General features: G+C 71.1%; 18 protein-coding genes. 10 read left to right on the top strand and 8 right to left on the bottom strand.

Going from position 1 to position 22,262, the window contains the following annotated elements:
• Positions 1-5: 5 nt before the first annotated feature.
• The 8 genes from nuoN (at position 6) to DN069_RS17215 (ending at position 10,518) form a co-directional block, all read left to right on the top strand.
• The gene (gene nuoN / locus DN069_RS17250) at positions 6-1,625 is read left to right on the top strand and encodes an NADH-quinone oxidoreductase subunit NuoN (protein WP_111501905.1); all 1,620 of its coding nucleotides are present in this window, start codon (positions 6-8) and stop codon (positions 1,623-1,625) included.
• Between the two features lie 152 nt (positions 1,626-1,777).
• Positions 1,778-2,788 (top strand): polyprenyl synthetase family protein, encoded by a 1,011-nt coding sequence (locus tag DN069_RS17245; RefSeq protein ID WP_111501904.1) that lies wholly within the window; start codon positions 1,778-1,780, stop codon positions 2,786-2,788.
• A gap of 16 nt (positions 2,789-2,804) precedes the next feature.
• Complete coding sequence (locus tag DN069_RS17240; RefSeq protein ID WP_111501903.1) at positions 2,805-3,488, top strand: LuxR C-terminal-related transcriptional regulator; 684 nt, start codon at positions 2,805-2,807, stop codon at positions 3,486-3,488.
• 110 nt (positions 3,489-3,598) lie between these two features.
• Positions 3,599-5,512, top strand: a complete 1,914-nt coding sequence (locus DN069_RS17235) for a 2-oxoacid:acceptor oxidoreductase subunit alpha (protein ID WP_243639345.1) — start codon at positions 3,599-3,601, stop codon at positions 5,510-5,512.
• Positions 5,505-6,434, top strand: coding sequence for a 2-oxoacid:ferredoxin oxidoreductase subunit beta (locus DN069_RS17230; RefSeq protein ID WP_111501901.1), 930 nt, complete (start codon positions 5,505-5,507; stop codon positions 6,432-6,434). Before DN069_RS17235 ends, DN069_RS17230 begins: the two co-directional genes overlap by 8 nt.
• 120 nt (positions 6,435-6,554) lie before the next feature.
• A complete protein-coding gene (locus tag DN069_RS17225) occupies positions 6,555-8,612 on the top strand; it encodes an APC family permease (protein ID WP_111501900.1) in 2,058 nt (685 codons plus the stop codon).
• Between the two features lie 53 nt (positions 8,613-8,665).
• Positions 8,666-9,655, top strand: a complete 990-nt coding sequence (rarD, locus tag DN069_RS17220) for an EamA family transporter RarD (RefSeq protein ID WP_111501899.1) — start codon at positions 8,666-8,668, stop codon at positions 9,653-9,655.
• A gap of 59 nt (positions 9,656-9,714) precedes the next feature.
• Positions 9,715-10,518, top strand: coding sequence for a DeoR/GlpR family DNA-binding transcription regulator (locus tag DN069_RS17215; protein WP_111501898.1), 804 nt, complete (start codon positions 9,715-9,717; stop codon positions 10,516-10,518).
• Here DN069_RS17215 and DN069_RS17210 read toward each other — a convergent pair.
• The 3 genes from DN069_RS17210 to DN069_RS17200 all read right to left on the bottom strand — a co-directional run bounded on the left by DN069_RS17210 (position 10,515) and on the right by DN069_RS17200 (position 14,489).
• A complete protein-coding gene (locus DN069_RS17210; protein ID WP_111501897.1) occupies positions 10,515-11,810 on the bottom strand; it encodes an ABC transporter substrate-binding protein in 1,296 nt (431 codons plus the stop codon). The two genes, DN069_RS17215 and DN069_RS17210, sit on opposite strands and share 4 nt — an antisense overlap.
• Before the next feature lie 187 nt (positions 11,811-11,997).
• Entirely contained in the window at positions 11,998-13,023 is a 1,026-nt protein-coding gene (locus DN069_RS17205; protein WP_243639344.1) for a sphingomyelin phosphodiesterase, read from the bottom strand.
• Between the two features lie 248 nt (positions 13,024-13,271).
• Complete coding sequence (locus DN069_RS17200) at positions 13,272-14,489, bottom strand: LolA family protein (protein WP_133259945.1); 1,218 nt, start codon at positions 14,487-14,489, stop codon at positions 13,272-13,274.
• A gap of 163 nt (positions 14,490-14,652) precedes the next feature.
• Here DN069_RS17200 and DN069_RS17195 point away from each other — a divergent pair, with 163 nt between their 5' ends.
• Positions 14,653-17,277 (top strand): bifunctional FO biosynthesis protein CofGH, encoded by a 2,625-nt coding sequence (locus DN069_RS17195; RefSeq protein WP_111501894.1) that lies wholly within the window; start codon positions 14,653-14,655, stop codon positions 17,275-17,277.
• 13 nt (positions 17,278-17,290) lie between these two features.
• Here the strand turns inward: DN069_RS17195 and DN069_RS17190 are convergent, their stop codons facing one another.
• Both DN069_RS17190 and DN069_RS17185 read right to left on the bottom strand, forming a co-directional pair.
• Positions 17,291-18,076 (bottom strand): SDR family oxidoreductase, encoded by a 786-nt coding sequence (locus tag DN069_RS17190; protein WP_111501893.1) that lies wholly within the window; start codon positions 18,074-18,076, stop codon positions 17,291-17,293.
• 98 nt (positions 18,077-18,174) lie between these two features.
• Positions 18,175-18,858 carry a helix-turn-helix domain-containing protein gene (locus DN069_RS17185; protein ID WP_111501892.1) on the bottom strand — a complete coding sequence of 228 codons (684 nt, stop codon included), beginning with the start codon at positions 18,856-18,858 and terminating at the stop codon, positions 18,175-18,177.
• Between the two features lie 128 nt (positions 18,859-18,986).
• Here DN069_RS17185 and DN069_RS17180 point away from each other — a divergent pair, with 128 nt between their 5' ends.
• The gene (locus DN069_RS17180; protein WP_111501891.1) at positions 18,987-19,865 is read left to right on the top strand and encodes a hypothetical protein; all 879 of its coding nucleotides are present in this window, start codon (positions 18,987-18,989) and stop codon (positions 19,863-19,865) included.
• Positions 19,866-19,975: 110 nt separating this feature from the next.
• Here the strand turns inward: DN069_RS17180 and DN069_RS17175 are convergent, their stop codons facing one another.
• From DN069_RS17175 to DN069_RS17165, 3 genes are all read right to left on the bottom strand, one after another.
• Positions 19,976-20,188, bottom strand: a complete 213-nt coding sequence (locus DN069_RS17175; protein WP_111501890.1) for a DUF397 domain-containing protein — start codon at positions 20,186-20,188, stop codon at positions 19,976-19,978.
• A 204-nt stretch (positions 20,189-20,392) separates the two neighbouring features.
• Entirely contained in the window at positions 20,393-21,253 is an 861-nt protein-coding gene (locus DN069_RS17170) for a helix-turn-helix domain-containing protein (RefSeq protein ID WP_243639341.1), read from the bottom strand.
• Between the two features lie 282 nt (positions 21,254-21,535).
• Positions 21,536-22,252, bottom strand: coding sequence for a GOLPH3/VPS74 family protein (locus DN069_RS17165; protein WP_111501888.1), 717 nt, complete (start codon positions 22,250-22,252; stop codon positions 21,536-21,538).
• Positions 22,253-22,262: the final 10 nt, after the last annotated feature.

Genomic DNA, 22,262 nt, shown 5'->3' with positions numbered 1-22,262 from the left:
CAGGCATGACGCTGGCTGCGGCGATCCCGCCGATCCCCGCGCCGCACATCGAGTACCTCCAGCTCTCACCGATGCTGGCGGTCTTCGGCGCCGCGCTCGTCGGGATCCTCGCCGAGGCCTTCGTGCCGCGCAGGCACCGCTACGCGACCCAGGTGGGCATCGCGCTGGCGGGCCTGGCGGCCTCCTTCGGGCTGATCCTCTACCTGGCCCAGGCCGGTTACGCCACCACCAAGGCGGACCTGGCCGCGATGGGCGCGGTCGCGGTGGACGGGCCCTCGCTCTTCCTGCAGGGCGTGATCACGCTCGTGGCCGTCGTCGCGGTGCTGCAGTTCGCCGAGCGGCGGCTGGAGCCGCGTTCCGGAGCGGGCGCGGCGGTGGACGCCTTCGCGCCGGAGGCCGCGGCGGTGCCCGGCAGCGACGCGGAGCGGCGGGCGGCGACCTCCGGGCACGCCACCACCGAGATCTACCCGCTGACGATGTTCGCGGTGGGCGGCATGCTGCTCTTCCCGGCCGCCTCGGACCTGCTGACCATGTTCGTGGCGCTGGAGGTCTTCTCCCTCCCGCTCTACCTGATGTGCGCGCTGGCACGGCGCCGCCGGCTGCTCTCGCAGGAGGCGGCGGTCAAGTACTTCCTGCTGGGCGCGTTCTCCTCGGCGTTCTTCCTGTTCGGGCTGGCGCTGGTCTACGGCTACGCGGGCTCGGTGCAGTTCGGTCAGATCGCGCGCGTGGTCGAGGGCACGGCGACGGTCACCCCGGCGCTGGCGAACACCACCGGCAACGACGCGCTGCTGCTGATCGGCCTGGCCATGCTGGGCGTCGGCCTGCTGTTCAAGGTCGGCGCGGTGCCGTTCCACATGTGGACGCCGGACGTCTACCAGGGCGCGCCGACGCCGGTCACCGGCTTCATGGCCGCCGCCACCAAGGTGGCGGCCTTCGGCGCCATGCTGCGGCTGCTCTACGTGGCCTTCCCCGGGCTGGCCTGGGACTGGCGGCCGGTGCTGTGGGGCGTCGCGATCCTCACCATGGTCGCCGGCGCGGTCATCGCGGTGACGCAGACGGACGTGAAGCGCCTGCTGGCCTACTCGTCGGTGGCGCACGCCGGGTTCATCCTGACCGGCGTGATCGCGCTGAACCAGCACGGGATCGGTGCGGTGCTGTTCTACCTGGCCGCCTACTCCTTCGTGACGCTGGGCGCCTTCGCCGTGGTCACGCTGGTGCGCGACGCGGACGGGGAGGCCACGCACCTGTCGCGCTGGGCCGGGCTCGGGCGGCGCTCGCCGCTGCTGGCGGCGGTCTTCGCGCTGTTCCTGCTGGCCTTCGCGGGCATCCCGCTCACCTCCGGCTTCACCGGGAAGTTCGCGGTGTTCCAGGCGGCGGCGAGTGGCGGCGCCATGCCGCTGGTGATCGTCGGTGTGCTGTCGTCGGCCGTCGCGGCGTTCTTCTACATCCGGGTCATCGTGCTGATGTTCTTCTCGGACCCGCGGGCCGACGGCCCGACGGTGGCCGTGCCGAGCGCGCTGACGGGCACGGCGATCGCGCTGGGCGCGGTCGTCACCGTCGTGCTGGGTGTGGCGCCGGAGTACTTCCTGCACCTTGCGAACCAGGCGTCACTTCTCGTTCGGTGAACGCCTGGGTAATGCCGGAGGAATCCTCGAGCGCGCCCGGTCCGCTGTCACAGTGGGCCGGGCGCGCTCGGTGATCCACAGCCGACCGGATACGCTGCCCTAGACGGCTCTTACCAGCCGTCCCCACCCGACCAGCGCAAGGAGTGTTCCCGGTGACCGCTGTGGGCCCCTTCGGGCTGAGCGTGCAGGATCAGGAACTGGAGACCGACGTCCGCCTCGGGCTCACCGCCGTCGAGCAGGCGCTGGTCGAGGCGACCAAGAGCGACGTGCCCTTCATCACAGTCGGCGCACAGCACCTGCTCTACGCGGGCGGCAAGCGGTTCCGCCCGCTGCTGGCGATCCTCGCCGCGCAGTTCGGTGACGCGAACGCGCCGGGGGTGGTCCCCGCCTCGGTCGTGGTGGAGCTGACCCACCTGGCCACGCTGTACCACGACGACGTGATGGACGAGGCGTCGATGCGCCGCGGCGCGGTCAGTGCCAACGCCCGCTGGGACAACTCCGTCGCGATCCTCACCGGCGACTTCCTCTTCTCGCGCGCCTCGCAGATCCTGGCCGACCTCGGCCCGGAGGCGGTGCGGCTGCAGTCCCAGGCGTTCGAGCGGCTGGTCACCGGCCAGATCCTGGAGACGGCCGGCCCCGGGCCCGAGGACGACCCGGTCCAGCACTACCTGGACGTGCTCTCCGGCAAGACCGGCTCGCTGATCGCGGTCTCCTGCCGCCTGGGCGCCATGCTGGCCGGGGCCGACGAGTGGATCCTGGACATACTGACTCAGTACGGCGAGCGCATCGGCATCGCGTTCCAGCTGGCCGACGACGTGCTGGACATCGCCTCCGACGGTCACGAGTCCGGCAAGACGCCCGGCACGGACCTGCGCGAGGGCGTCCCGACGCTGCCGGTGCTGCTGCTGCGCGCCTCCGAGCCGGACGAGTCCGTCGCGGGCGACCTGCGGCTGCGCGAGCTGACCGAGGGCCCGATCGAGGACGACGAGCTGCACGCCGAGGCGCTGCGCCTGCTGCGCGCCCACCCGGCGCTGGCCCAGGCCCGCGAGGAGACGCTGCGCTGGTCCGAGGAGGCCCGCGCGCTGCTGCGGCCACTGCCCGACTGCTCGGCCAAGACGGCCCTGGAGGGCCTGTGCGATGCGGTCGCTCTGCGCACGATGTGACCTCTAGCATGTGACGATGCCGCTTGAGTCCGCACCGCTCCGTGTTGTGATCGCCGAGGATTCCGTGCTGCTCCGTGAGGGGCTCACCAGACTGCTGACCGACCGCGGGTTGAAGGTGGTCGGCGCGGTGGAGGACGGCGAGGCGCTGCTGGCCCTCGCCGAGGAGCTGGCGGCGTCCCCGGAGGGCCTGCCGGACGTGGTCGTGGCGGACGTGCGGATGCCGCCCACCCACACCGACGAGGGCGTGCGGGCCTGCATCGCGCTGCGCGAGCGCCACCCGGGCGTCGGCACCCTGGTGCTGTCCCAGTACGTGGAGGAGCGCTACGCCTCGGAGCTGCTGGCGGGCTCCACGCGCGGCGTCGGCTACCTGCTCAAGGACCGGGTGGCGGAGGTGCGCGAGTTCGTCGACGCGGTCTCCCGGGTGGCGCGCGGCGGCACCGCCCTGGACCCGGAGGTGGTGGCCCAGCTGCTCGGCCGGAGCCGCAAACGGGACGTGCTAGCGGACCTCACGCCGCGCGAACGCGAGGTGCTGGGCCTGATGGCCGAGGGCCGCAGCAACGCCGCCGTGGCGCGGCAGCTGGTGGTCTCCGACGGGGCCGTGGAGAAGCACGTCAGCAACATCTTCGCCAAGCTGGGTCTGGGCCAGAGCGCCGAGGACCATCGCCGGGTGCTGGCGGTGCTGACCTACCTGAATTCCTGACCTGACGGGCCGTCAGATATCCTGTTCGTGGGATCCCCCGCCGGGGCACCTCGCGGGCATAGGATCTTTGATGCGGAGCACCACCATCGGTGATGAGGGAGGCCCACGTCGTGACCAGCAGGGTCGAGGAGCCGGGTTCTACGTTCGACGAGTCGCCCGGGCAGCGCAGCCCCGCCAAGGGGGTGCGGCGGCTCGACCGCGTCGTGATCCGGTTCGCCGGCGACTCCGGTGACGGGATGCAGCTGACCGGTGACCGGTTCACCTCCGAGACGGCCGGTTTCGGGAACGACCTGTCGACGCTGCCGAACTTCCCGGCCGAGATCCGGGCCCCCGCAGGCACGCTGCCGGGTGTGTCCTCGTTCCAGCTGCACTTCGCGGACCACGACATCCTCACCCCCGGCGACGCGCCGGACGTGCTGGTCGCGATGAACCCGGCGGCGCTCAAGGCCAACCTGGCCGACCTGCCGCGCGGCGCGGAGATCATCGTCAACACCGACGAGTTCACCAAGCGCGCGCTGTCCAAGGTCGGCTGGCAGGCGGACCCGCTGGACGACGGGACGCTGCAGGAGTACCGGGTGCACCCCGTCGCGCTGACCACGCTGACCGTGGAGGCGCTGAAGGAGACCTCGCTGGCGCGCAAGGACGCCGAGCGGGCCAAGAACATGTTCGCGCTCGGCCTGCTGTCGTGGATGTACCACCGGCCCACCGAGGGCACCGAGACGTTCCTGCGCTCCAAGTTCGCCAAGAAGCCCGACATCGCCGAGGCCAACGTGCTGGCCTTCCGCGCGGGCTGGAACTACGGCGAGACCACCGAGTCCTTCGCGGTCTCCTACGAGGTGGCGCCCGCGGCGAAGGCCTTCACTCCCGGCCGGTACCGCAACATCTCCGGCAACCTGGCGCTGGCCTACGGCCTGATCGCGGCCTCGAAGCAGTCCGGCCTGTCGCTGTTCCTCGGCTCCTACCCGATCACGCCGGCCTCCGACATCCTGCACGAGCTGTCCAAGCACAAGAACTTCGGCGTGCGCACCTTCCAGGCCGAGGACGAGATCGCCGGCATCGGCGCGGCGCTCGGCGCGGCCTTCGGCGGGGCGCTCGGCGTGACCACGACGTCCGGCCCCGGCATCGCGCTCAAGAGCGAGACGATCGGCCTCGCGGTCTCCCTGGAGCTGCCGCTGGTGGTCGTCGACATCCAGCGCGGCGGCCCGTCGACGGGCCTGCCGACCAAGACCGAGCAGGCGGACCTGCTGCAGGCGATGTTCGGCCGCAACGGCGAGGCTCCGGTGCCGATCGTGGCGCCCGCCTCGCCCGGGGAGTGCTTCACCATGGCGCTGGAGGCGGCGCGGATCGCGCTGACCTACCGCACCCCGGTGTTCCTGCTCTCCGACGGCTACCTGGCCAACGGCAGCGAGCCGTGGCGGGTGCCGGAGCTCTCCGAGCTGCCGGACCTGCGGGTGGAGTTCGCGACCGAGCCGAACGCCCCCGACGGGTCGGGCGACTTCTGGCCCTACCTGCGCGACCCGGAGACGCTGGCCCGCCCGTGGGCGGTGCCGGGCACCCCGGGTCTGGAGCACCGCGTCGGCGGCATCGAGAAGCAGGACGGGACGGGGAACATCTCCTACGACCCGGCCAACCACGACCACATGGTCCGCACCCGCCAGGCCAAGATCGACGGCATCGCCGTGCCGGACCTGACGGTCGACGACCCGAGCGGCGACGCGGACCTGCTGGTCCTGGGCTGGGGCTCGACCTTCGGGCCGATCGCCGCCGGGGTCCGGCGGGCCCGTGCGGCGGGCGGCAAGGTCGCCCAGGCCCACCTGCGCCACCTCAACCCGTTCCCGGCCAACCTGGGCGAGGTGCTGGGGCGCTACGAGCGGGTGCTGGTGCCGGAGATGAACCTCGGTCAGCTCGCGATGCTGCTGCGGGCCAGGTATCTCGTCGACGCCCGTTCGTTCACGCAGGTCAGCGGCATGCCGTTCAAGGCCGCCCAGCTGGCCGCCGTCATCTCGGAGGCGCTCGATGACTGATCTTCTGAAGCTGACGGCGAAGGACTTCAAGTCCGACCAGGAGGTGCGCTGGTGCCCCGGCTGCGGGGACTACGCGATCCTCGCCGCCGTGCAGGGCTTCCTGCCGGAGCTCGGCATCGCCCGGGAGAACATCGTCTTCGTCTCCGGGATCGGTTGCTCCTCGCGCTTCCCGTACTACCTCAACACCTACGGGATGCACTCGATCCACGGCCGCGCCCCGGCGATCGCCACCGGCCTCGCCTCCTCGCGGCCGGACCTGTCGGTCTGGGTGATCACCGGGGACGGCGACGCGCTGTCCATCGGCGGCAACCACCTGATCCACGCGCTGCGCCGCAACGTGAACCTGAAGATCCTGCTGTTCAACAACCGGATCTACGGCCTCACCAAGGGCCAGTACTCGCCGACCAGCGAGCCCGGCAAGATCACCAAGTCCACGCCGATGGGCTCCCTGGACGAGCCGTTCCGGCCGCTGTCGCTCGCGCTCGGCGCGGAGGCGGGCTTCGTGGCCCGCACCATCGACTCCGACCGCAAGCACCTCACCTCGGTGCTGCGCGCGGCCGCCGAGCACCAGGGCACCGCGCTGGTGGAGATCTACCAGAACTGCAACATCTTCAACGACGGCGCGTTCGAGGTCCTGAAGGACCCGGAGACGCGGGACAGCGCCCTGCTGCGGCTGGAGCACGGGCAGCCGTACACCGTGAACGGCGAGGAACACGTCCACGACGTGACCGACCCGGACCCGACGCGGGCGTTCGCGCTCTCGCGACTCTCCGAGCCGACGCCGATCGGTGTGCTGCGCGCGGTCGAGCGGCCCAGCTACGACCGGCAGCTGAACGCGCAGCTGGAACAGGCCGTCACCGAGCGTGGTGAGGGGGATCTGGGCGCGCTTCTTAGCGGTTCCGACACATGGATGGTTCGGTGAGGTCACACCTGCGTTAGGGGTCCGCTAAGATCCCGGCTGCGCGTTAAGGATGTCCGATTTGTCTTATCGGGCGGGAGTATGCATGTACGGTCCACTCCCGCCCGGATCGGAATCCACACCATGGCCGGCACCATCAGCCCCTCTGGCGAGGTCGAACTCCCGGAGAGCCTCGGCTACCGAGTGAAGAAACGTTTGCTCGGAAAGCCTCTGGTCACCGAACAGCTCACCCACGAGAAGCTCTCCAACTCCGTCGCACTCGGCGTGCTGGCCTCGGACTGCATCTCGTCCATGGCGTACGGCTCCGAGCAGATGCTGGTGATCCTGATCCCCGCGATCGGCATCGCCGCCTTCACCGCGCTGATCCCGCTGACCTTCGTCATCCTGGGTCTGCTGGTCCTGCTGACCTTCTCGTACCGCGAGGTCGTCTCGGTCTACACCCGGGCGGGCGGTTCCTACGTCGTCGCACGCGAGAACTTCGGCCCCAGGGTCGCCCAGATCGCGGCCGTCGCGCTGCTGATCGACTACATCGTCACCGTGGCCGTCCAGGCGGCCGCCGGCACCGACGCGATCGTCTCCCTCGGGCAGTTCCTGTGGGGGAACAACTCCTTCATAGACTTCGTCGGCGTCCACAAGCTGTGGCTGACCGTCGCGGTCGTGCTGCTGCTGTGCTGGGGCAACCTGCGCGGCATCCGCGAGGCCGGTCGTGCCTTCGCGCTGCCTGCCTACCTGTTCATGGCCGGTATGGGCCTGCTGGTGATCGTCGGCTTCATCCGCTTCCTCACCGGCGACCACACCCAGCTGAACACCCACGTCCAGGGCATGTACACCCTCGGCAGCGGTGAGCACGGCTTCTTCTACGGCGCCGCGCTGCTGACCATGCTGCGCGCCTTCGCCAACGGCGGTTCCTCGCTGACCGGCCTGGAGGCCATCTCCAACGGCGTCAGCGTCTTCCAGAGCCCGCAGGGCAAGAACGCCCGCAAGACCATGGTCGTGATGTCGGCCGTGCTCGGTACCGGTGTCCTCGGCGTCTCGCTGCTGGCGCACATCACCCACGCCATGCCCTACACCGACGGCACCCCGACGGTCGTGTCGCAGGAGGCCAGCTGGGCCTTCGGCAGCAGCTGGATCGGCTACGCGGCGCTGGTCTTCGTGCAGCTGGCCACCGCGCTGGTCCTCTACACCGGCGCCAACACCTCCTTCAACGGCTTCCCGTTCCTGGCCAGCTTCGTCGCGGAGGACTCGTTCCTGCCGCGCCAGCTCACCCGGCGCGGGCACCGCCTCGCCTTCTCCAGCGGCATCATCGTGCTGACGGCCGTCTCGCTGGTGCTGCTCATCGCCACCAACAGCGACCTGTCCTCGCTGGTCTCGCTCTACGCGATCGGCGTGTTCACCGGCTTCACCATGGCCGGCGCGGGCATGGTCAAGCACCACCTGGACCGCCGCGAGGGCAAGTGGAAGGTCAAGGTCGGCATCAACGGCGCGGCCGCGATCGCCTCCCTCGCGGTCGTGGGGATCTTCGCGGTCACCAAGTTCACCGAGGGCGCCTGGGTCGTCGTGGTGATCTTCCCGATCGGTGTCTGGTCGCTGATCAAGGTCAACAAGCGCTACCGGGAGGAGGCCGAGGCGCTGGCCATGGCCCCGGTCGACGCGACCAAGCCGATCCCGCGCCGCCAGGTGATGTACATCCTGGTCGACCGCGTCGACCTGGCCGTGCTCAAGGCGATCCGCTACGCCCGCTCGCTGCGCCCGGCGGAGATCCGCGCCGTGCACTTCATGACGGACGACCGCGAGGCCGACCGCCTGCGGCTGCAGTGGAACAACGTCGAGGTCGGCGACCTGTCGCTGGAGATCGTCGAGTGCCCCGACCGCCGGATCAACCGGGCCCTGGTCGAGCTGATCGCCCGGACCGCCAAGCGGGAGAAGAGCCAGATCACGCTGCTGATCCCGGAGCGCAACTACTCGCCGGTGCTGGGCCGCCTGCTGCACCGCCGCACGCCCGACCAGATCGCCCGCGCCGTGGGCAAGCTGCCGAACGTGGTCACCACCATCGTCCCGTTCGACGTGGTGAGCGCCCACGACGAGCTGGAGGTGGCCGAGGCCACCGGCGTCAAGGTGGAGAAGCTGGACCACCTCGACCACACCATCGAGGGCTCCGACCACGCGGACGAGATGCAGTAGTCCCGGGCAGAACCGACTTCCCGCCCGGGGGCGGTCTCGTTTACCGTCCTCGGGTGAGAGGTAATGAGCAACGCAAGGGTTTGACCCTGGGCTTCGCCGCCTACGCCATGTGGGGGTTCTTCCCCCTGTACTGGCCCCTGCTGAAGCCGGCCGGCGCCTGGGAGATCCTGGCCGACCGGATGGCCTGGTCGCTGGTCGCGGCCGTGGTGCTGCTGGGCGTCAGCCGGATCCGGAACCCCGACGCGCTGTCCTGGATCCGCCCGCTGCTGCGGCAGCCCAAGCGGCTCGCGCTGATCGGCCTCGCCGCCGCGGTGATCAGCGTCAACTGGGGGATGTACATCTGGGGCGTCAACAGCGGCCACGTCGTCGAGACCTCGCTCGGCTACTTCATCAACCCGCTGGTCACCATCACCTTCGGCGTGCTGGTCCTGAGGGAGCGTCTTCGGCCCGCGCAGTGGGCCGCGGTCGCGACCGGCGCCGTCGCGGTGCTGGTGCTGACGCTCGGCTACGGCCGGCTGCCGTGGATCGCGCTGACGCTGGCCTTCTCCTTCGCCACCTACGGGCTGCTGAAGAAGACGGTGAACCTGGGCGGCCTGGAGGGGTTCGCGGTGGAGACCGCCTTCCTCTTCCTGCCCGCCGTCGGCTACCTGGGCTGGCTCTCCGCGAGCGGCCAGTCCACCTTCGCCGCCCACGGGCCCGGCCACGCCGCGCTGCTGGCCCTGTGCGGGGTCGTGACGGCCGTCCCGCTGGTCGCCTTCGGCGCGGCCGCGGTGCGGGTGCCGCTGACCACGATGGGTCTGCTGCAGTACCTGGCGCCGGTCTTCCAGTTCCTGCTCGGGATCGCGGTCTTCCACGAGCACATGCCGCCGGAGCGCTGGGCGGGCTTCGCGCTGGTCTGGGTGGCGCTGCTGGTCCTGACCGTCGACGGGCTGCGGCAGGCCCGCAAGGGAACTGACGCCCCGTCGGCGACGCCGGCGGCTGAGCTGCGCGACCCCTTGACACCGACCGCGCCCGGGGCATGTGATATGCGCGATCCTGTTTGATTGCGTTCTATGGCGTCCGACTCTGTGAGGCGGCCGTCTCTCGCGGCGAGGGGAGCGGCATGCTGGCGAAGCGGCGCCAGTCAGTGATCCTCGCGGAGATCCGGCGGAGCGGCAGCGTGCGGGTGGGGGAGCTGTCCGCGCGCTTCGGCGTCTCCGACATGACGATCCGCCGCGACCTCGCCGAACTGGCCCGGCTGGGCCTGGTGGAGAAGGTCCACGGCGGCGCGCTGCACGCCGACGGCGCGGGCGGCGTGGAGCCCGGCTTCGACGCCAAGCAGGAGTGGGAGCCGGAGGCCAAGGACGAGATAGCGCAGCTCGCCGCCCGGCTGGTCCGTCCCGGCACCGCGATCGCCCTGTCCGCCGGCACCACGACGCGGGCCTTCGCCCGCAACCTGCTGCGCGTCGAGCGGCTCACGGTGGTCACCAACTCGGTCCGCGTCGCCGAGGTCTTCGCCGAGGCGCGCCGCCCCGGCCGGCCGGGGCCGACGGTGGTGCTCACCGGCGGCGTGCGCACCCCCAGCGACGCGCTGGTCGGCCCGATGGCCGCGCTGGCCCTGGACGACCTCCACGTGGACCAGCTCTTCCTCGGTTGCCACGGCGTCGACCCGGCGGCCGGTCTGACCACCCCCAACCTCGCCGAGGCGGAGACCAACCGGGCCCTGATCGCCTGCGCGGGCCGGGTGGTGGTGCTGGCGGACCACAGCAAGTGGGGCGTGGTGAGCCTGTCCTCCTACGCCCCGCTGTCGGCGGTGCACACCCTGGTGACGGACGCCGAACTGCCGCCGGAGGCCCGGGAACAGGCCTCGGCGGCGGTCGGCCGGGTGCTGGTGGCCGGCGGTCAGGGCCAGCGGCCGGGAGGCTAGATCGCTCCGGCGTACTGCTTCGCGGCGGCCTCCAGGGCCGTCTGCAGGCGCGCGGGGTCGCGCGTGGTGACGAACTGGTTCAGCGCGGCGTCGATCGCGTTGTTCCAGGCCGCCCGGGCCACCACGCCGTGCGTGAGCGAGCCGACGACCTGCTTGGTGGTCCACTCGACCATCGACCAGTTCGAGTACACGTCGAAGAGCCCGCGCTCCGACTCGCCGATCACGGCGCGCGGCGGGATCGCGCCCTTGACCGCCGTGAAGGAGTCCTGGCCGGCCTGGCTGCCGCACTCGACCAGCCAGGCGATGGCCGCGTCGCGGTCCTTGGCGCCCTTGGGCAGGGTGAAGCAGTCGGAGGCGAACAGGAACGCCTCGCCGGTGCCGGGGGCCGGGGCCCAGCCGTAGTCGAGGTGGGGCGAGAGGCCGGAGAGGACGAAGCTGGCCTCGGTCCAGTCCCCCATGATCTGGTAGGCGGCGTCGCCGCGCCCGACCATGGCGCTGGCCTGGTTCCAGGAGACCTCGGCCGTCGGGTTCACGGCCAGCGCGAGGATCGTGCGCAGCTGCTCCAGGGCCTGGGTGACCTGCGGGGAGGCCCAGTTCGCGCCCGTCCGCCACAGCGCCGGCCAGGCGGCGGCGCCGACCCCGGCCAACAACAGGCACTCCATCAGGTGCTTGACCTGCCAGATCTCGTTCGGCGTCGCGGAGATGGCCAGCGGGTTCTTGCCGGTCGCGGCCACCTTGTGCAGGGCGGCGACGAAGTCGTCGACCGAGGCGGGCGCGGTCGGCACGCCGGCCCGCTCGCAGACGTGCCGGTTGGCCCAGATCACGTTGATGTGGTGGATGTCCAGCGGCACCGACCACTGCCGGCCCTTGCGCTGCGTCAGCTGCAGCAGCGTGCCGCTGAGCGTCCGGTCCCAGCCCTGCTGCTGGTAGAGGAAGCCGAGGTCCTCCAGCTGCCCGGCGTCGACGTAGTCGTCGAGCATCGCGCCGGCCTGCCCCTGGAAGGTGTCCGGCGGGTCGCCGGCCGCGAGGCGGCGGGCCAGCTCCGCCTTGGCGTTGGCGCCGGCGCCCCCGGCGACGGCGCGGTTGATGAAGTCGATGTGCGGGTTGTGCACGTGGAACTCGCTGACCAAGGAGGCGAGCGCGGCGTGCTCCCCGCCCTCGGTCCACCAGGAGAAGACCTCCAGTGAGGAGGGCGTGCCGTTGGGCCCGGTGACGTTGGTGCCGCTGCTTGCGCAGCCGCTCAGCAGCGCCGTCCCCGCGGTGGCGAGGACGGCGCGGCGGCTGATGCTCATACGTGATGCCTTCTGCTCGGACCGACGACGCCCCCGCAACCGGGCGTGGGTGGACGGTCCATGGCATCCGCTCAACTGACGTGCGTCAAGGTGCCTTTCAGCAGGTGAGACGGGGTGTCGAGGGGCAGCTGACACCCCGTCGAGTGGTGTGGACCACCACCTGCGGTGGGGCCCGGATGCCGGGTGCTTACGGCAGCTGGAAGGTGGCCTGCACCGGGTAGTGGTCGCTGGGGGACTGGGTGTCGACCTGGCCCTGGGTCCAGCCGGACTGCGGGTCGAAGTCGGTGGCGACGGAGGGCAGCGCCAGCGGGGTCGGACGGCCCGGCGCGTTCAGGTAGCCGACGTAGTCGAGGCTGTCCTGGTAGTCGCTCGGGAAGGACTCGACGCCGGACATGTACTGGCACCAGGCCGACACCGGGCAGTCCATGGTGGTCAGCTGGCTCGAGTCGGTGGCGGGAGTGCCCAGCACGCCGCCGACCGCGTTCTCGGCGTTGGTGTAGTCGCCGCGCGAGGCGCCGTGGAAGTACTCGACGTTGAGGTCGCCGCCGATCAGGACCGGCGCGGAGGTGCCCGCGATGCCGTTGACCCAGCTGCGGATCTCGCCGAGCTGGGCCAGGCGGGTGGCCTGGGTGGTGTCGGTGGAGGTGCCGGACTGGTCGGCCTGCAGGTGGGTGCCGACGACCCAGGTGTTCACGCCGTTCTTGTCGATCTCGGCCAGCGCGGCGCCCTTGTCGGCGTTGTAGTCCCAGGTGCCGGAGGTCGAGTTGGAGAAGACATGGGCGTACTGGGCCGTGATCGGGTACTTCGAGAAGATCATGGTGCCGCCGTTGATGACGAACCAGGAGTTCGAGCAGTCCCCGCTGATGCCGTTCCAGCCGCCACCGGAGCAGACCTGGCCGACGACGGGCGTGTGGTACGGATACTGCGCGGCCAGCGCGCTCTCGATGCTGCTCGTCGAGTCGTGGTTGAAGAGCTCGTCCAGGACGACCACGTCGGCGTCGTGCTGCTTGATGATCGACTCGATGACCGGGGTGCGGCCGGCGGCGTTCTCGTTCTGCGTGCTGTCGACCACGGAGGTGGCCAGGTCGACGTTCCAGGCGAAGACCGAGAGCGAGTTGCCGGTCGACGCCTGGGCGGCGGGCGCGGTGGTCAGACCGCCGAGGACGGCGGTGGCTGCGGCGAGGGTGGTGGCGAGCAGAGCGCGCTTGCGCACGGTGAGCTCCTCGGTAGAGGCGGGCCGTTGCATGACGGACCTGCACGCTAACTACCGATGGGTAAGACTGGAAGAACGGTGCATGAGCAGATGTGATCGGCCGACCGAACCTCGGTCGACCGATCACTTGTCCGGACTAGTTCTCGGAAAGCCTCTTGACTTGTCTGGACTAGTTTTGCGACTCGGCCCTGCTCTTGTCTGGACAACGGGCCTGTCTGGACAACGGGCCTGTCTGAACTGCGGGCCTGCTACTTGGCCAGGTTCTCCAGGTACTGCGGGGTGACCGCGCCCGCGTAGACGGTGCCGTTGTCGGTGACCAGGACGTTGACCACCTTGGTGGTGAACAGCGTGCCGCCCGGGACGGAGTGGCCGATGGTCTTGAGCGCGTCCAGCGGGTTGCCGCCCTTGCCGCCCTTGGCCATGGCGGACGGGCTGATCTTGTAGACGGTGGTCCAGCCGGAGCCGAGGACCTGGATGTCGTTCGGCCGCTGCTGCGGCGCGGCCGGGCCGCGCTGCCCCGGCTTGGTGCCGTGCGGGGCGGTCTTCTCCCCGGACTTGCCCGTCTCGCCCGCGGTCTTCGTGGTGACCTTGGCGCCCTGCGGCGCGGCGAAGTCGAAGGTGCTCGCGACCGGCTCGTCGAAGCTGACCTTGGAGAAGCGCACGTCCGCGATCGGGCTGCTGCCGTCAGCAGGGTCGATCTGCACGCCGAGCGGCATGGAGGTCTTCGAGTCCACCGAGAGGCGGACGTCGCCGATGCTCGAACCGCTGCCCTTCGGCGTGACGACCAGGACGTAGACCTGGCGGCCGGCGACCATCGAGTTGCCGTCCACCGAGACCGCGCTGTACGGGGCGATCTGCTGCAGCAGGCGCGCCGCGTCGGCCGGGGTGGTCGGCGTCGGGTTGCTCGGCTGCGCGGTGGCGTCGTCCGGGCGGATCCCGGTGTAGTGGGTGACCTGGTCGCTCTGGCTGTCGTAGGACCAGGCCTCGCTGCCGTTGTGGACGAAGCGGACCGTGCGTCCCGTGTCGCTGGAGCTGAACGACTGTCGGTTCGGACCGTCGGCGGCCACGTCGAAGCTGTGCGTGCCGGAGAGCAGGCCCAGCAGTTGCTGCTCGGCCTGCTGCGCCTGCGGGTTGGCGCCCGCGCCCGCGCCCTTCTGCGAGCCCGAGGAGGCCAGCGCCGAGGGCAGCTGGGAGACGAGCTGTGAGGGCACGCCCAGATCCACCGTGGACTCGATCGTGCCCGAGAAGACCTGCTGGTGGCTGCCGAGGGCGCGTGCCAGCAGCGCCTGCGCCGTCACCGGCGGCAGCGAAGGCCCGGCCGCCAGCGCCGTGCCCGCGGCGACGGAACCCGCGACCGCGGCCACCGCCGCCGAGACCAGGATCAGTCGCTTGCGGCTCGTCCGCGCGGTGCCTGCCCGGTCGTTCCCGCCCCGGTCGCTGTTGGGCGCCATTGTCTGTCCCTCCATGGTTTCCTCCCTCTTTCCCACGCTGCCATTGAACGCCTCCACCTCCGGACGCGGCATCGGCCCACGGGCGCAAAACCGGTTCCACCCGTCGGACTACGCGACCCTGAGACGATCTCAGGGTTCGACCTGGGGGTCGGAAGCGGTCCCGCGTATGGTTCACCCCATGAAGGATCAGGAGATCGGAGCGGGTCCGACCGCCAACGCCATGCGCCGTGCGCTGCACCGGGCGCGGCAGGGCGTGGCCCTCGACGTGGCGGAGGCCGCGGTCCTGCTCCGGGCCCGCGGGGACGACCTGCGCGAGCTCGCCGCGTCCGCGGCCCGGCTGCGCGACGCGGGCCTTGCGGCGGCCGGCCGACCCGGCGTCATCACCTACTCGAAGAGCGTCTTCATCCCGCTCACCCGGCTGTGCCGGGACAAGTGCCACTACTGCACCTTCGTCACCGTCCCCGGCAAGCTGCGTCGGGCCGGGCACGGGATGTTCATGTCGCCGGACGAGGTGCTGGACGTCGCCCGCAAGGGCGCCGCGCTCGGCTGCAAGGAAGCGCTGATCACGCTCGGCGACAAGCCCGAGGACCGCTGGCCCGAGGCCCGCGAGTGGCTCGACGCGCACGGCTACGACGACACCATCGCCTACGTCCGCGCCGTCTCCGTCCGCATCCTGGAGGAGACCGGCCTGCTGCCCCACCTCAACCCGGGCGTGCTGTCCTGGACCGACTTCCAGCGCCTCAAGCCGGTCGCCCCGTCCATGGGCATGATGCTGGAGACGACCGCCACCCGGCTGTGGTCGGAGCCCGGCGGGCCGCACCACGGCTCCCCGGACAAGGAGCCGGCCGTCCGGCTGCGGGTGCTGGAGGACGCGGGCCGCTCCGCCGTCCCGTTCACCTCCGGCCTGCTGATCGGCATCGGCGAGACGGTCGAGGAACGCGCGGACTCCCTGTTCGCCCTGCGCCGGATCTCGCGGTCCTACCACGGCATCCAGGAACTGATCATCCAGAACTTCCGCGCCAAGCCGGACACGGCGATGCGCGGCATGCCCGACGCCGAACTGGACGAGCTCGTCGCCACGGTGGCTGTGGCCCGGCACATCCTCGGTCCCTCCGCCTGTCTCCAGGCGCCGCCGAATCTCGTCGACAGCGAGTACGAGCGGCTGATCGGCGCCGGGGTCGACGACTGGGGCGGCGTGTCGCCGCTGACCATCGACCACGTCAACCCCGAACGCCCCTGGCCGCAGATCGAGGAGCTGGCCGCGCGCTCCCGGGTGGCCGGCTTCGAGTTGCGCGAGCGGCTCTGCGTCTACCCCGCGTACGTGCGCCAGGGGGAGCCGTGGCTCGACCCGCGCCTGCTGCCGCACGTCCGCGCGCTGGCCGACCCGGAGACGGGACTGGCCAGGGAGGGGGCCATGGCGGTCGGACTGCCCTGGCAGGAGCCCGAGGAGGTCTTCACCGCGAGCGGGCGCACCGAGCTGCACACCGAGATCGACGCACAGGGGCCGGGCGGCGGGCGTTCCGGCGACCGGCGCGGCGACTTCGACGAGGTCTACGGCGACTGGGAGGCGCTGCGCGAGGTCGCGGCCGCGACGGGCGCCCCCGAGAGGTCGTCGCCGCAGCGCCTGGACGCCGAGGTGCGCGAGGCCCTGGCCGTCGCCGCAGACGACCCGCGCCGGCTGACGGACCCGCAGGCGCTGGCACTGTTCCACGCGGACGGCCCGGCGCTCGACGCGCTCTGCTCCGTCGCCGACGCGGTGCGCCGCGATGTCGTCGGGGACGTCGTCACCTACTGCGTCACGCGGAACATCAACTTCACCAACGTCTGCTACACCGGCTGCCGTTTCTGCGCCTTCGCGCAGCGCCGCACCGACGCCGACGCGTACACGCTCTCGCTCTCCCAGGTCGCCGACCGCGCCGAGCAGGCGTGGCAGGTCGGCGCGACCGAGGTGTGCATGCAGGGCGGCATCCACCCGGACCTGCCCGGCACCGCCTACTTCGACATCGCCCGCGCGGTGAAGGAGCGGGTGCCCGGCATGCACGTGCACGCCTTCTCGCCGATGGAGATCGTCAACGGCGCGACCCGTACCGGACTGTCCGTCAGGGACTGGCTCGCGCAGGCGAAGGAGGCCGGGCTCGACACCATCCCCGGCACCGCCGCCGAGATCCTCGACGACGAGGTCCGCTGGGTGCTCACCAAGGGCAAGCTGCCCGCCGCCACCTGGGTCGAGGTCGTCACCACCGCGCACGAGCTGGGCATCCGCTCCTCGTCCACGATGATGTACGGGCACGTGGACCAGCCCCGCCACTGGCTCGGTCACCTGCGGCTGCTGGCGGAGATCCAGGACCGCTCACTGGAGGCCGGCCGGGGCGGGTTCACCGAGTTCGTGACGCTGCCGTTCGTGCACACCAACGCGCCGGTCTACCTCGCGGGCATCTCCCGGCCGGGCCCGACGATGCGCGACAACCGCGCCGTCACCGCGATGGCCCGGTTGCTGCTGCACGGCCGGATCCCCAACATCCAGACCAGCTGGGTCAAGCTCGGTACCGAGGGCGCGGCCGAGATGCTGCGCAGCGGCGCCAACGACCTCGGCGGCACGCTCATGGAGGAGACCATCTCCCGGATGGCCGGCTCGTCCTACGGCAGCTACAAGTCCATCCGCGAGCTGGAGGCCGTCGCCTCGGCGGCCGGGCGGCGCTCCGGCCAGCGCACGACCCTGTACGGGCCGGTCCCGCCGGAGCGGCGGGCGGCGGCGCTGGCCTCGGACGGGCACCTGCCGGAACTGCTGCCGGTGGTGGACTGAGAGAGGTTGCTGGTCAGCGCATGATCTCGCCCGCGTTGACCAGCAGGGACTGGCCGGTGATGGCGCGGGCGCGGTCGGAGGCGAGGAAGATCGCGGCCTCGGCCACGTCCCCGTCGGTGGCGAGCTCAGGCAGGACGACCCGCTCGGTGAGGCGCTGGGCGACCTCCTCCTCCGGGACGTTCTCGCCGGTGGCGGTCCAGGTGACGTAGGCCTCCACCATCGGGCCCCACATCCAGCCCGGGAGCACGGTGTTGACCCGGATCCGGTCCGGGCCGAGCTCGCGGGCCATGCTGTACATCGCGCTGGTCAACGCGCCCTTGGAGGCGGCGTAGGCGGCCTGGCGGACCTGGGACGGCGCGGCGATCGCGGACTGGGTGCCGATGATCACGACGGAGCCGCCGCGTTCACGCAGTGCGGGGAGGCAGGAGCGCGTCAGCTGCAGCGTGCCGATCAGGTTGACGTCGAGGACCCGGCGCCACTCGTCGAAGTCGGCGTCCGCGAGGCCGCCGAAGGACTGGTCCATGGCGGCGACGTGGATCACCGCGTCGATCCGGCCGAAGCGTTCGACGGCGAGGGCGGCGAGCTCGTCGCAGCGCTCGGCGTCGGCGATGTCGGTCCGCTTCCATACGGTCGCGCCGGGACGGGTCGTCTCGATCTGCTCGGCGGTCTTCGCCAGGTTCTCACCCGTGCGCGCGCCGAGCACGACGTTGGCGCCGTCCCGCGCCGCGGCCATGGCGACCCGGTGGCCGAGGCCGGGTCCGACGCCGGACACCACGACGGTGCGTCCTTCGAGCAGCATGGCGATCCTCCCGGGGCATGCCCTTGACCGACGAGCCGGTCTGACGATGCGTCAGACTAGGACTTCCACGTGCAGGGTGCCAGACCCGTGCGCCAGACCTATACGGGGGTGACGAGGGCCCAGAAGCGCTCCAGCTGGCCCACCTCCTCCTCCTGGGTCGGGGCGGGCGTCGTGCTCCCGCCCCACAGGGCGCTCGAGGTGGCCTTCTCGGCGGCGAGCGTCTGCAGCGCCTCGGAGACCCAGCGCTCCGACAGCGTCGGCACCAGGTCGAGCACCGGCCGTACCTGGGCCTGCCAGCGGCCGTCGATCGCGCGGCGCAGCAGCTCCTCCAGCTCCTCCTCCCGCTCGCAGACCCGGACCAGGGTGGGGGCGTCGAGCCGCAGCACCTCGGCCAGGTCGCGGGTGAGGTTGCGGTCGCCGGTCCAGTGCACCTCCAGCTTGGCGTACTCGCGCGGGGTGATCCGCAGTCGGCGGGCCACCTGATCCTGGGGCAGGTCGAGGGCGAGCCGGTGGTCCCGCAGCGACTCCTCCCTGCCGCCCATCAGCTGGCCGGGCAGGCACCACAACACGCGGGCGAGCGCGATCAGTTCGCGTTCGGAGGGATGTGCGGCGCCGGTCTCCCAGGCGATGACCTGGGTGGGCGGGACCGGCATGGCGTAGGACTCGGCGAGGGAGCGGGCGACCATGGCCGGGCTGAGTCCCAGGGCGTACCGCACCGCGTGGGCCGCCGCCGGGTCGAAGGGAACCGGGGCGTGGGAGGCGGCAGGGGAGCGTCTCGGCATGAAACGGAGGCTAAGCGGACAAGGCGGGTCGGCCCAGGCAACGATCGCACAAGGCCGTCGTGGGCGGGGTGCCGAACGTCTGGAGCTTCCTCTGGGCAGTTGCCTTGATCTGACTTACCGTCAGCTCCATGACGGATTCCGATGACGCGGAAGAACTGCTGCGCTACACCGAGCTGGCCGCGCGCGGCCCCTACGGCGTCGGTATCGGCAGCGCACTGATCACCATGGTCGAGCCGCTGCCGGGCCACGAGTACGCCTACAACCGTTGGTACGAGGACGACCACTACTACGCCGGGGCGATGGCGATGCCCTGGATGTTCGCGGGGCGGCGCTTCGTGGCCACCCGTGAGCTGCAGCTGCTGCGCTACCCGGAGAAGTCGGCGGTGACCGAGGCGGTTGATCTGCCGGTCACGGCGGGGTGCTATCTCTCCGTCTACTGGGTCACCCAGGGCCGCCACGACGCGCACATGCGCTGGACGGTGCAGATCAACAAGCGGCTGAACCGGGACGGCCGGGTCTACCGCGATCGCACCCACGTGTTCACCGCCTTCCAGCAGCACGTCAGCACGTACTACCGGGACGGTGCGGCCGGCCCGCGCGACATCCACGCGCTCGACCACCCGTACCAGGGGCTGGTGCTGGAGGTCATCGACACGGAGACGGCGGAGCAGCGGCGGCAGTTGACCGACTGGCTGATGGACCGGCACCTGCCGTCCCGGCTGCGGGCCGCCGGCCCGGGAGGGCCTTCGCCTGCGGCGATGTGCACGCTCTTCGAGCCGTTGCCGCTGCCGGTGGACCGGATGTCGTACGTGAAGCCCGTGGACGGCACGGACACCCGGCTGACGTTGCTCTGGTTCCTGCAGCAGGACCCGCGCAGCTGCTGGGACGCCTTCACCGGCCTGGACGGGGAGGTGGCCGGGGCGGTGCCAGGGGCGCGGGTGGAGCTGGTGGCGCCGTTCCTGCCGACCCTGCCCGGGACCGACGCCTACGTCGACGAGCTGCGGTAATGGGGCTGGGGAACGGGCTGGGGTGATGAGGCTGGGTGATCGGGCTGGGGTGATCTTGTCGCGCGTTGAGATGCCCGGGGGGAGCGGGGGTGCTCCCGCCGGGCATCTCCTCAGGCCTGGTCCAGCGAGCCGGTCCCAACCTCGGCGAGGAAGGACTGCCAGGCCTCGCGGGTGAAGGCGAGCGACGGTCCGGCCAGGTCCTTGGAGTCACGGACGAAGACCGCGCCGTCGGGACGCGCGACCTCGACACAGGCATTGGCTCCGGAGTAGCTGGACTTGCGCCAGTCGAGGGCGGCGCCGTCGCGGTGGTCCTCAGTGATCATTTCCATCTCCAGTTCGGGGAGAGCAAGGTGACGATCCGCTGATCGCGATTACGGGTGTCAGTCTGCCCACCCCGTCCCTCCGCTGGGAACCTCCGACTGTCGGCGTTCACTCATCCGACAGGAATTGGTGGACGAAACGCTGCCGGAGCATGCCCGTGGTGTATTCTTCCGCGCCTTCGCGATCTCAGCGGGCCTCGGTGCGGCTCAGCGGGTGTGCAGCTTCGCCACCTTGTGCACGAGTTCGCGGGTCTGCTCGGGGCCGAGCGCCTGGGCCTGGAGGTGCTCGTAGAGCGTCGCGTAGGCGCGGACGTCCGACTCCTTCTCCAGATAGAGGTCGCTCGTGACGCCCTCCAGGTAGACCACCGTCGCGTCGGACGCGTCCCGGTACTCCAGGACGGAGAAGTTGGCGGTCATGCCGGGGTGGGCGCCCACCCCGAACGGCAGCACCTGCACCGTCACGTGCGGCAGCAGACTGGTCTCGATCAGTGACTCCAGCTGCGCCCGCATCGTCTCCTGGCTGCCCACGACGCGGTGCAGCGACGCCTCGTCGATGACCGCCCAGAGCCGCAGCGGGTCGTCGCCCTTGCGCAGCAGGTCCTGGCGGACCATGCGGACGTCGGTGCGCTTCTCGATCTGCGCCGGCTGGGCCTCCGGCTGGATGCCCGCGACGACGGCGTGCGCGTAGTCCCTGGTCTGCAGCAGGCCCGGGATGAACAGCGACTCGTAGGTGCGGATGGAGACCGCCTCGGCCTCCAGGCTGATGTAGACGCTGTAGGGCACGTCGCCGAAGGCGTGCCACCAGCCGCGCTGACGCGACTCGCGGGCCATGGTCATCAGGCCCTCGATCATCGCGGGGTCGCTGACCCCGTAGACCTCGCAGAGATCGCGCACGTCGCGCTGGCTGATGCTGCGCCGCCCGTTCTCCAGGCGGCTGATCTTGGACTGCGAGACCAGCAGCTGCTGCGCGACCTCCTCCGCGGTGAGGCCCTTCTGCTCCCGCAGTCGGCGGAGCTCGGCCCCGAGCCGGCGGCGGCGGACGGTGGGATTGACGCTGGCGGTCGACACGGTCTCTCCTGGGCATCGGTGGACTGGCACGCCCCTATAGCCAGCCAGGATGCCATCCCGACACGCCCTCATGTGGCTCAATCGGCCCGGTTCTTGACGGATTGGCCCAAAGACGGAACGATTCTGCGCCCACAACTGCCGCTCGCGTCCGAGGAATCCGCGGAACACGAGGAACACGAGGAACATGCCGGACACGAGGAGGCGGCGGCGAAGGGTGGTTCGCCGCCGCCTCCGCTCGTGTCCTGCGGTGCGCCGTGTTGCCGTGCTGCCCTGTTCTCGGAACTACCTGATGCCGGCCCGGACCATGCCGGTGACCACGGCGGGCCGGGCGGCCGGGCGCGCGGTCGGGCGGGAGCCCGTGCGCACCTGCGTGGTCGGCATGCCGTTCTGCACGTCCATGACCGCGTGCGCGACCATGCCGCCGAGCGGGTCGTAGCGGATCAGGTCGCGCAGACGTGATCTGCAGGACCGTCCCTCGTTGCCCGGGTAGAGATGCTTGCCGAGCCCGACCGCGTGGGCCAGGGCGGCGAGCGCGGCGGTCCGCGGGTCCGGGGGGACCCCGGTCCGGATCGCCGCGTCGAGGCGTTCCTTGATGGCGCTGTTCGTACAGTCGTCCGACGCCTGATAGCGGGTCGTCGGCAACACTCCGCACACCTGGCCCGGCACGGCCTTCACCATCTCGCACCGCTCCAGGTGCGCGAGATAGGTCTGGCGCAGGCCCAGTCTCGGGCCGCCGATCCACTGCACGGCGCGCACCGCACTGCCGCGTCTGCGCAGCAGCTCGAGCGCGTGGTCGAGGGTCGGGTCGCCGGTCGGTCGCGGATTCACCACGGTGATCCGGTCCCCGTCCGGGACTATTCGTCCGGCCATGGCCAGCTCGACGAGCTGTGCTCCGGCCAGTCCGAGGTCGAGCGTCTGCGGCTGCGCCGTGGTACCCGTGGTCGGGTCCAGAGCGAGCAGCAGCAGCTCCTCGGGAATTGTTCTGCGGCTCTTGCCCATCCAAGCCTCC

This window comes from Streptacidiphilus pinicola, from assembly GCF_003258295.1.
Classification (GTDB): domain Bacteria; phylum Actinomycetota; class Actinomycetes; order Streptomycetales; family Streptomycetaceae; genus Streptacidiphilus; species Streptacidiphilus pinicola.
The sequence above is the reverse complement of the archived record's forward strand: the minus strand, read 5'-3'. Positions and strand labels throughout refer to the sequence as shown.

Excerpts from the sequence above, each read along its gene's own strand:
- DN069_RS17230 (WP_111501901.1), top strand. The coding sequence starts at position 5,505 with ATGACTGATCTTCTGAAGCTGACGGCGAAGGACTTCAAGTCCGACCAG.
- DN069_RS17180 (WP_111501891.1), top strand. The coding sequence starts at position 18,987 with ATGACGGATTCCGATGACGCGGAAGAACTGCTGCGCTACACCGAGCTG.
- DN069_RS17240 (WP_111501903.1), top strand. The coding sequence starts at position 2,805 with ATGCCGCTTGAGTCCGCACCGCTCCGTGTTGTGATCGCCGAGGATTCC.
- DN069_RS17200 (WP_133259945.1), bottom strand. The coding sequence starts at position 14,489 with ATGGAGGGACAGACAATGGCGCCCAACAGCGACCGGGGCGGGAACGAC.
- DN069_RS17175 (WP_111501890.1), bottom strand. The coding sequence starts at position 20,188 with ATGATCACTGAGGACCACCGCGACGGCGCCGCCCTCGACTGGCGCAAG.
- DN069_RS17165 (WP_111501888.1), bottom strand. The coding sequence starts at position 22,252 with ATGGGCAAGAGCCGCAGAACAATTCCCGAGGAGCTGCTGCTGCTCGCT.
- DN069_RS17190 (WP_111501893.1), bottom strand. The coding sequence starts at position 18,076 with ATGCTGCTCGAAGGACGCACCGTCGTGGTGTCCGGCGTCGGACCCGGC.
- DN069_RS17225 (WP_111501900.1), top strand. The coding sequence starts at position 6,555 with ATGGCCGGCACCATCAGCCCCTCTGGCGAGGTCGAACTCCCGGAGAGC.
- DN069_RS17210 (WP_111501897.1), bottom strand. The coding sequence starts at position 11,810 with ATGAGCATCAGCCGCCGCGCCGTCCTCGCCACCGCGGGGACGGCGCTG.
- DN069_RS17215 (WP_111501898.1), top strand. The coding sequence starts at position 9,715 with ATGCTGGCGAAGCGGCGCCAGTCAGTGATCCTCGCGGAGATCCGGCGG.
- nuoN (WP_111501905.1), top strand. The coding sequence starts at position 6 with ATGACGCTGGCTGCGGCGATCCCGCCGATCCCCGCGCCGCACATCGAG.
- DN069_RS17195 (WP_111501894.1), top strand. The coding sequence starts at position 14,653 with ATGAAGGATCAGGAGATCGGAGCGGGTCCGACCGCCAACGCCATGCGC.
- DN069_RS17185 (WP_111501892.1), bottom strand. The coding sequence starts at position 18,858 with ATGCCGAGACGCTCCCCTGCCGCCTCCCACGCCCCGGTTCCCTTCGAC.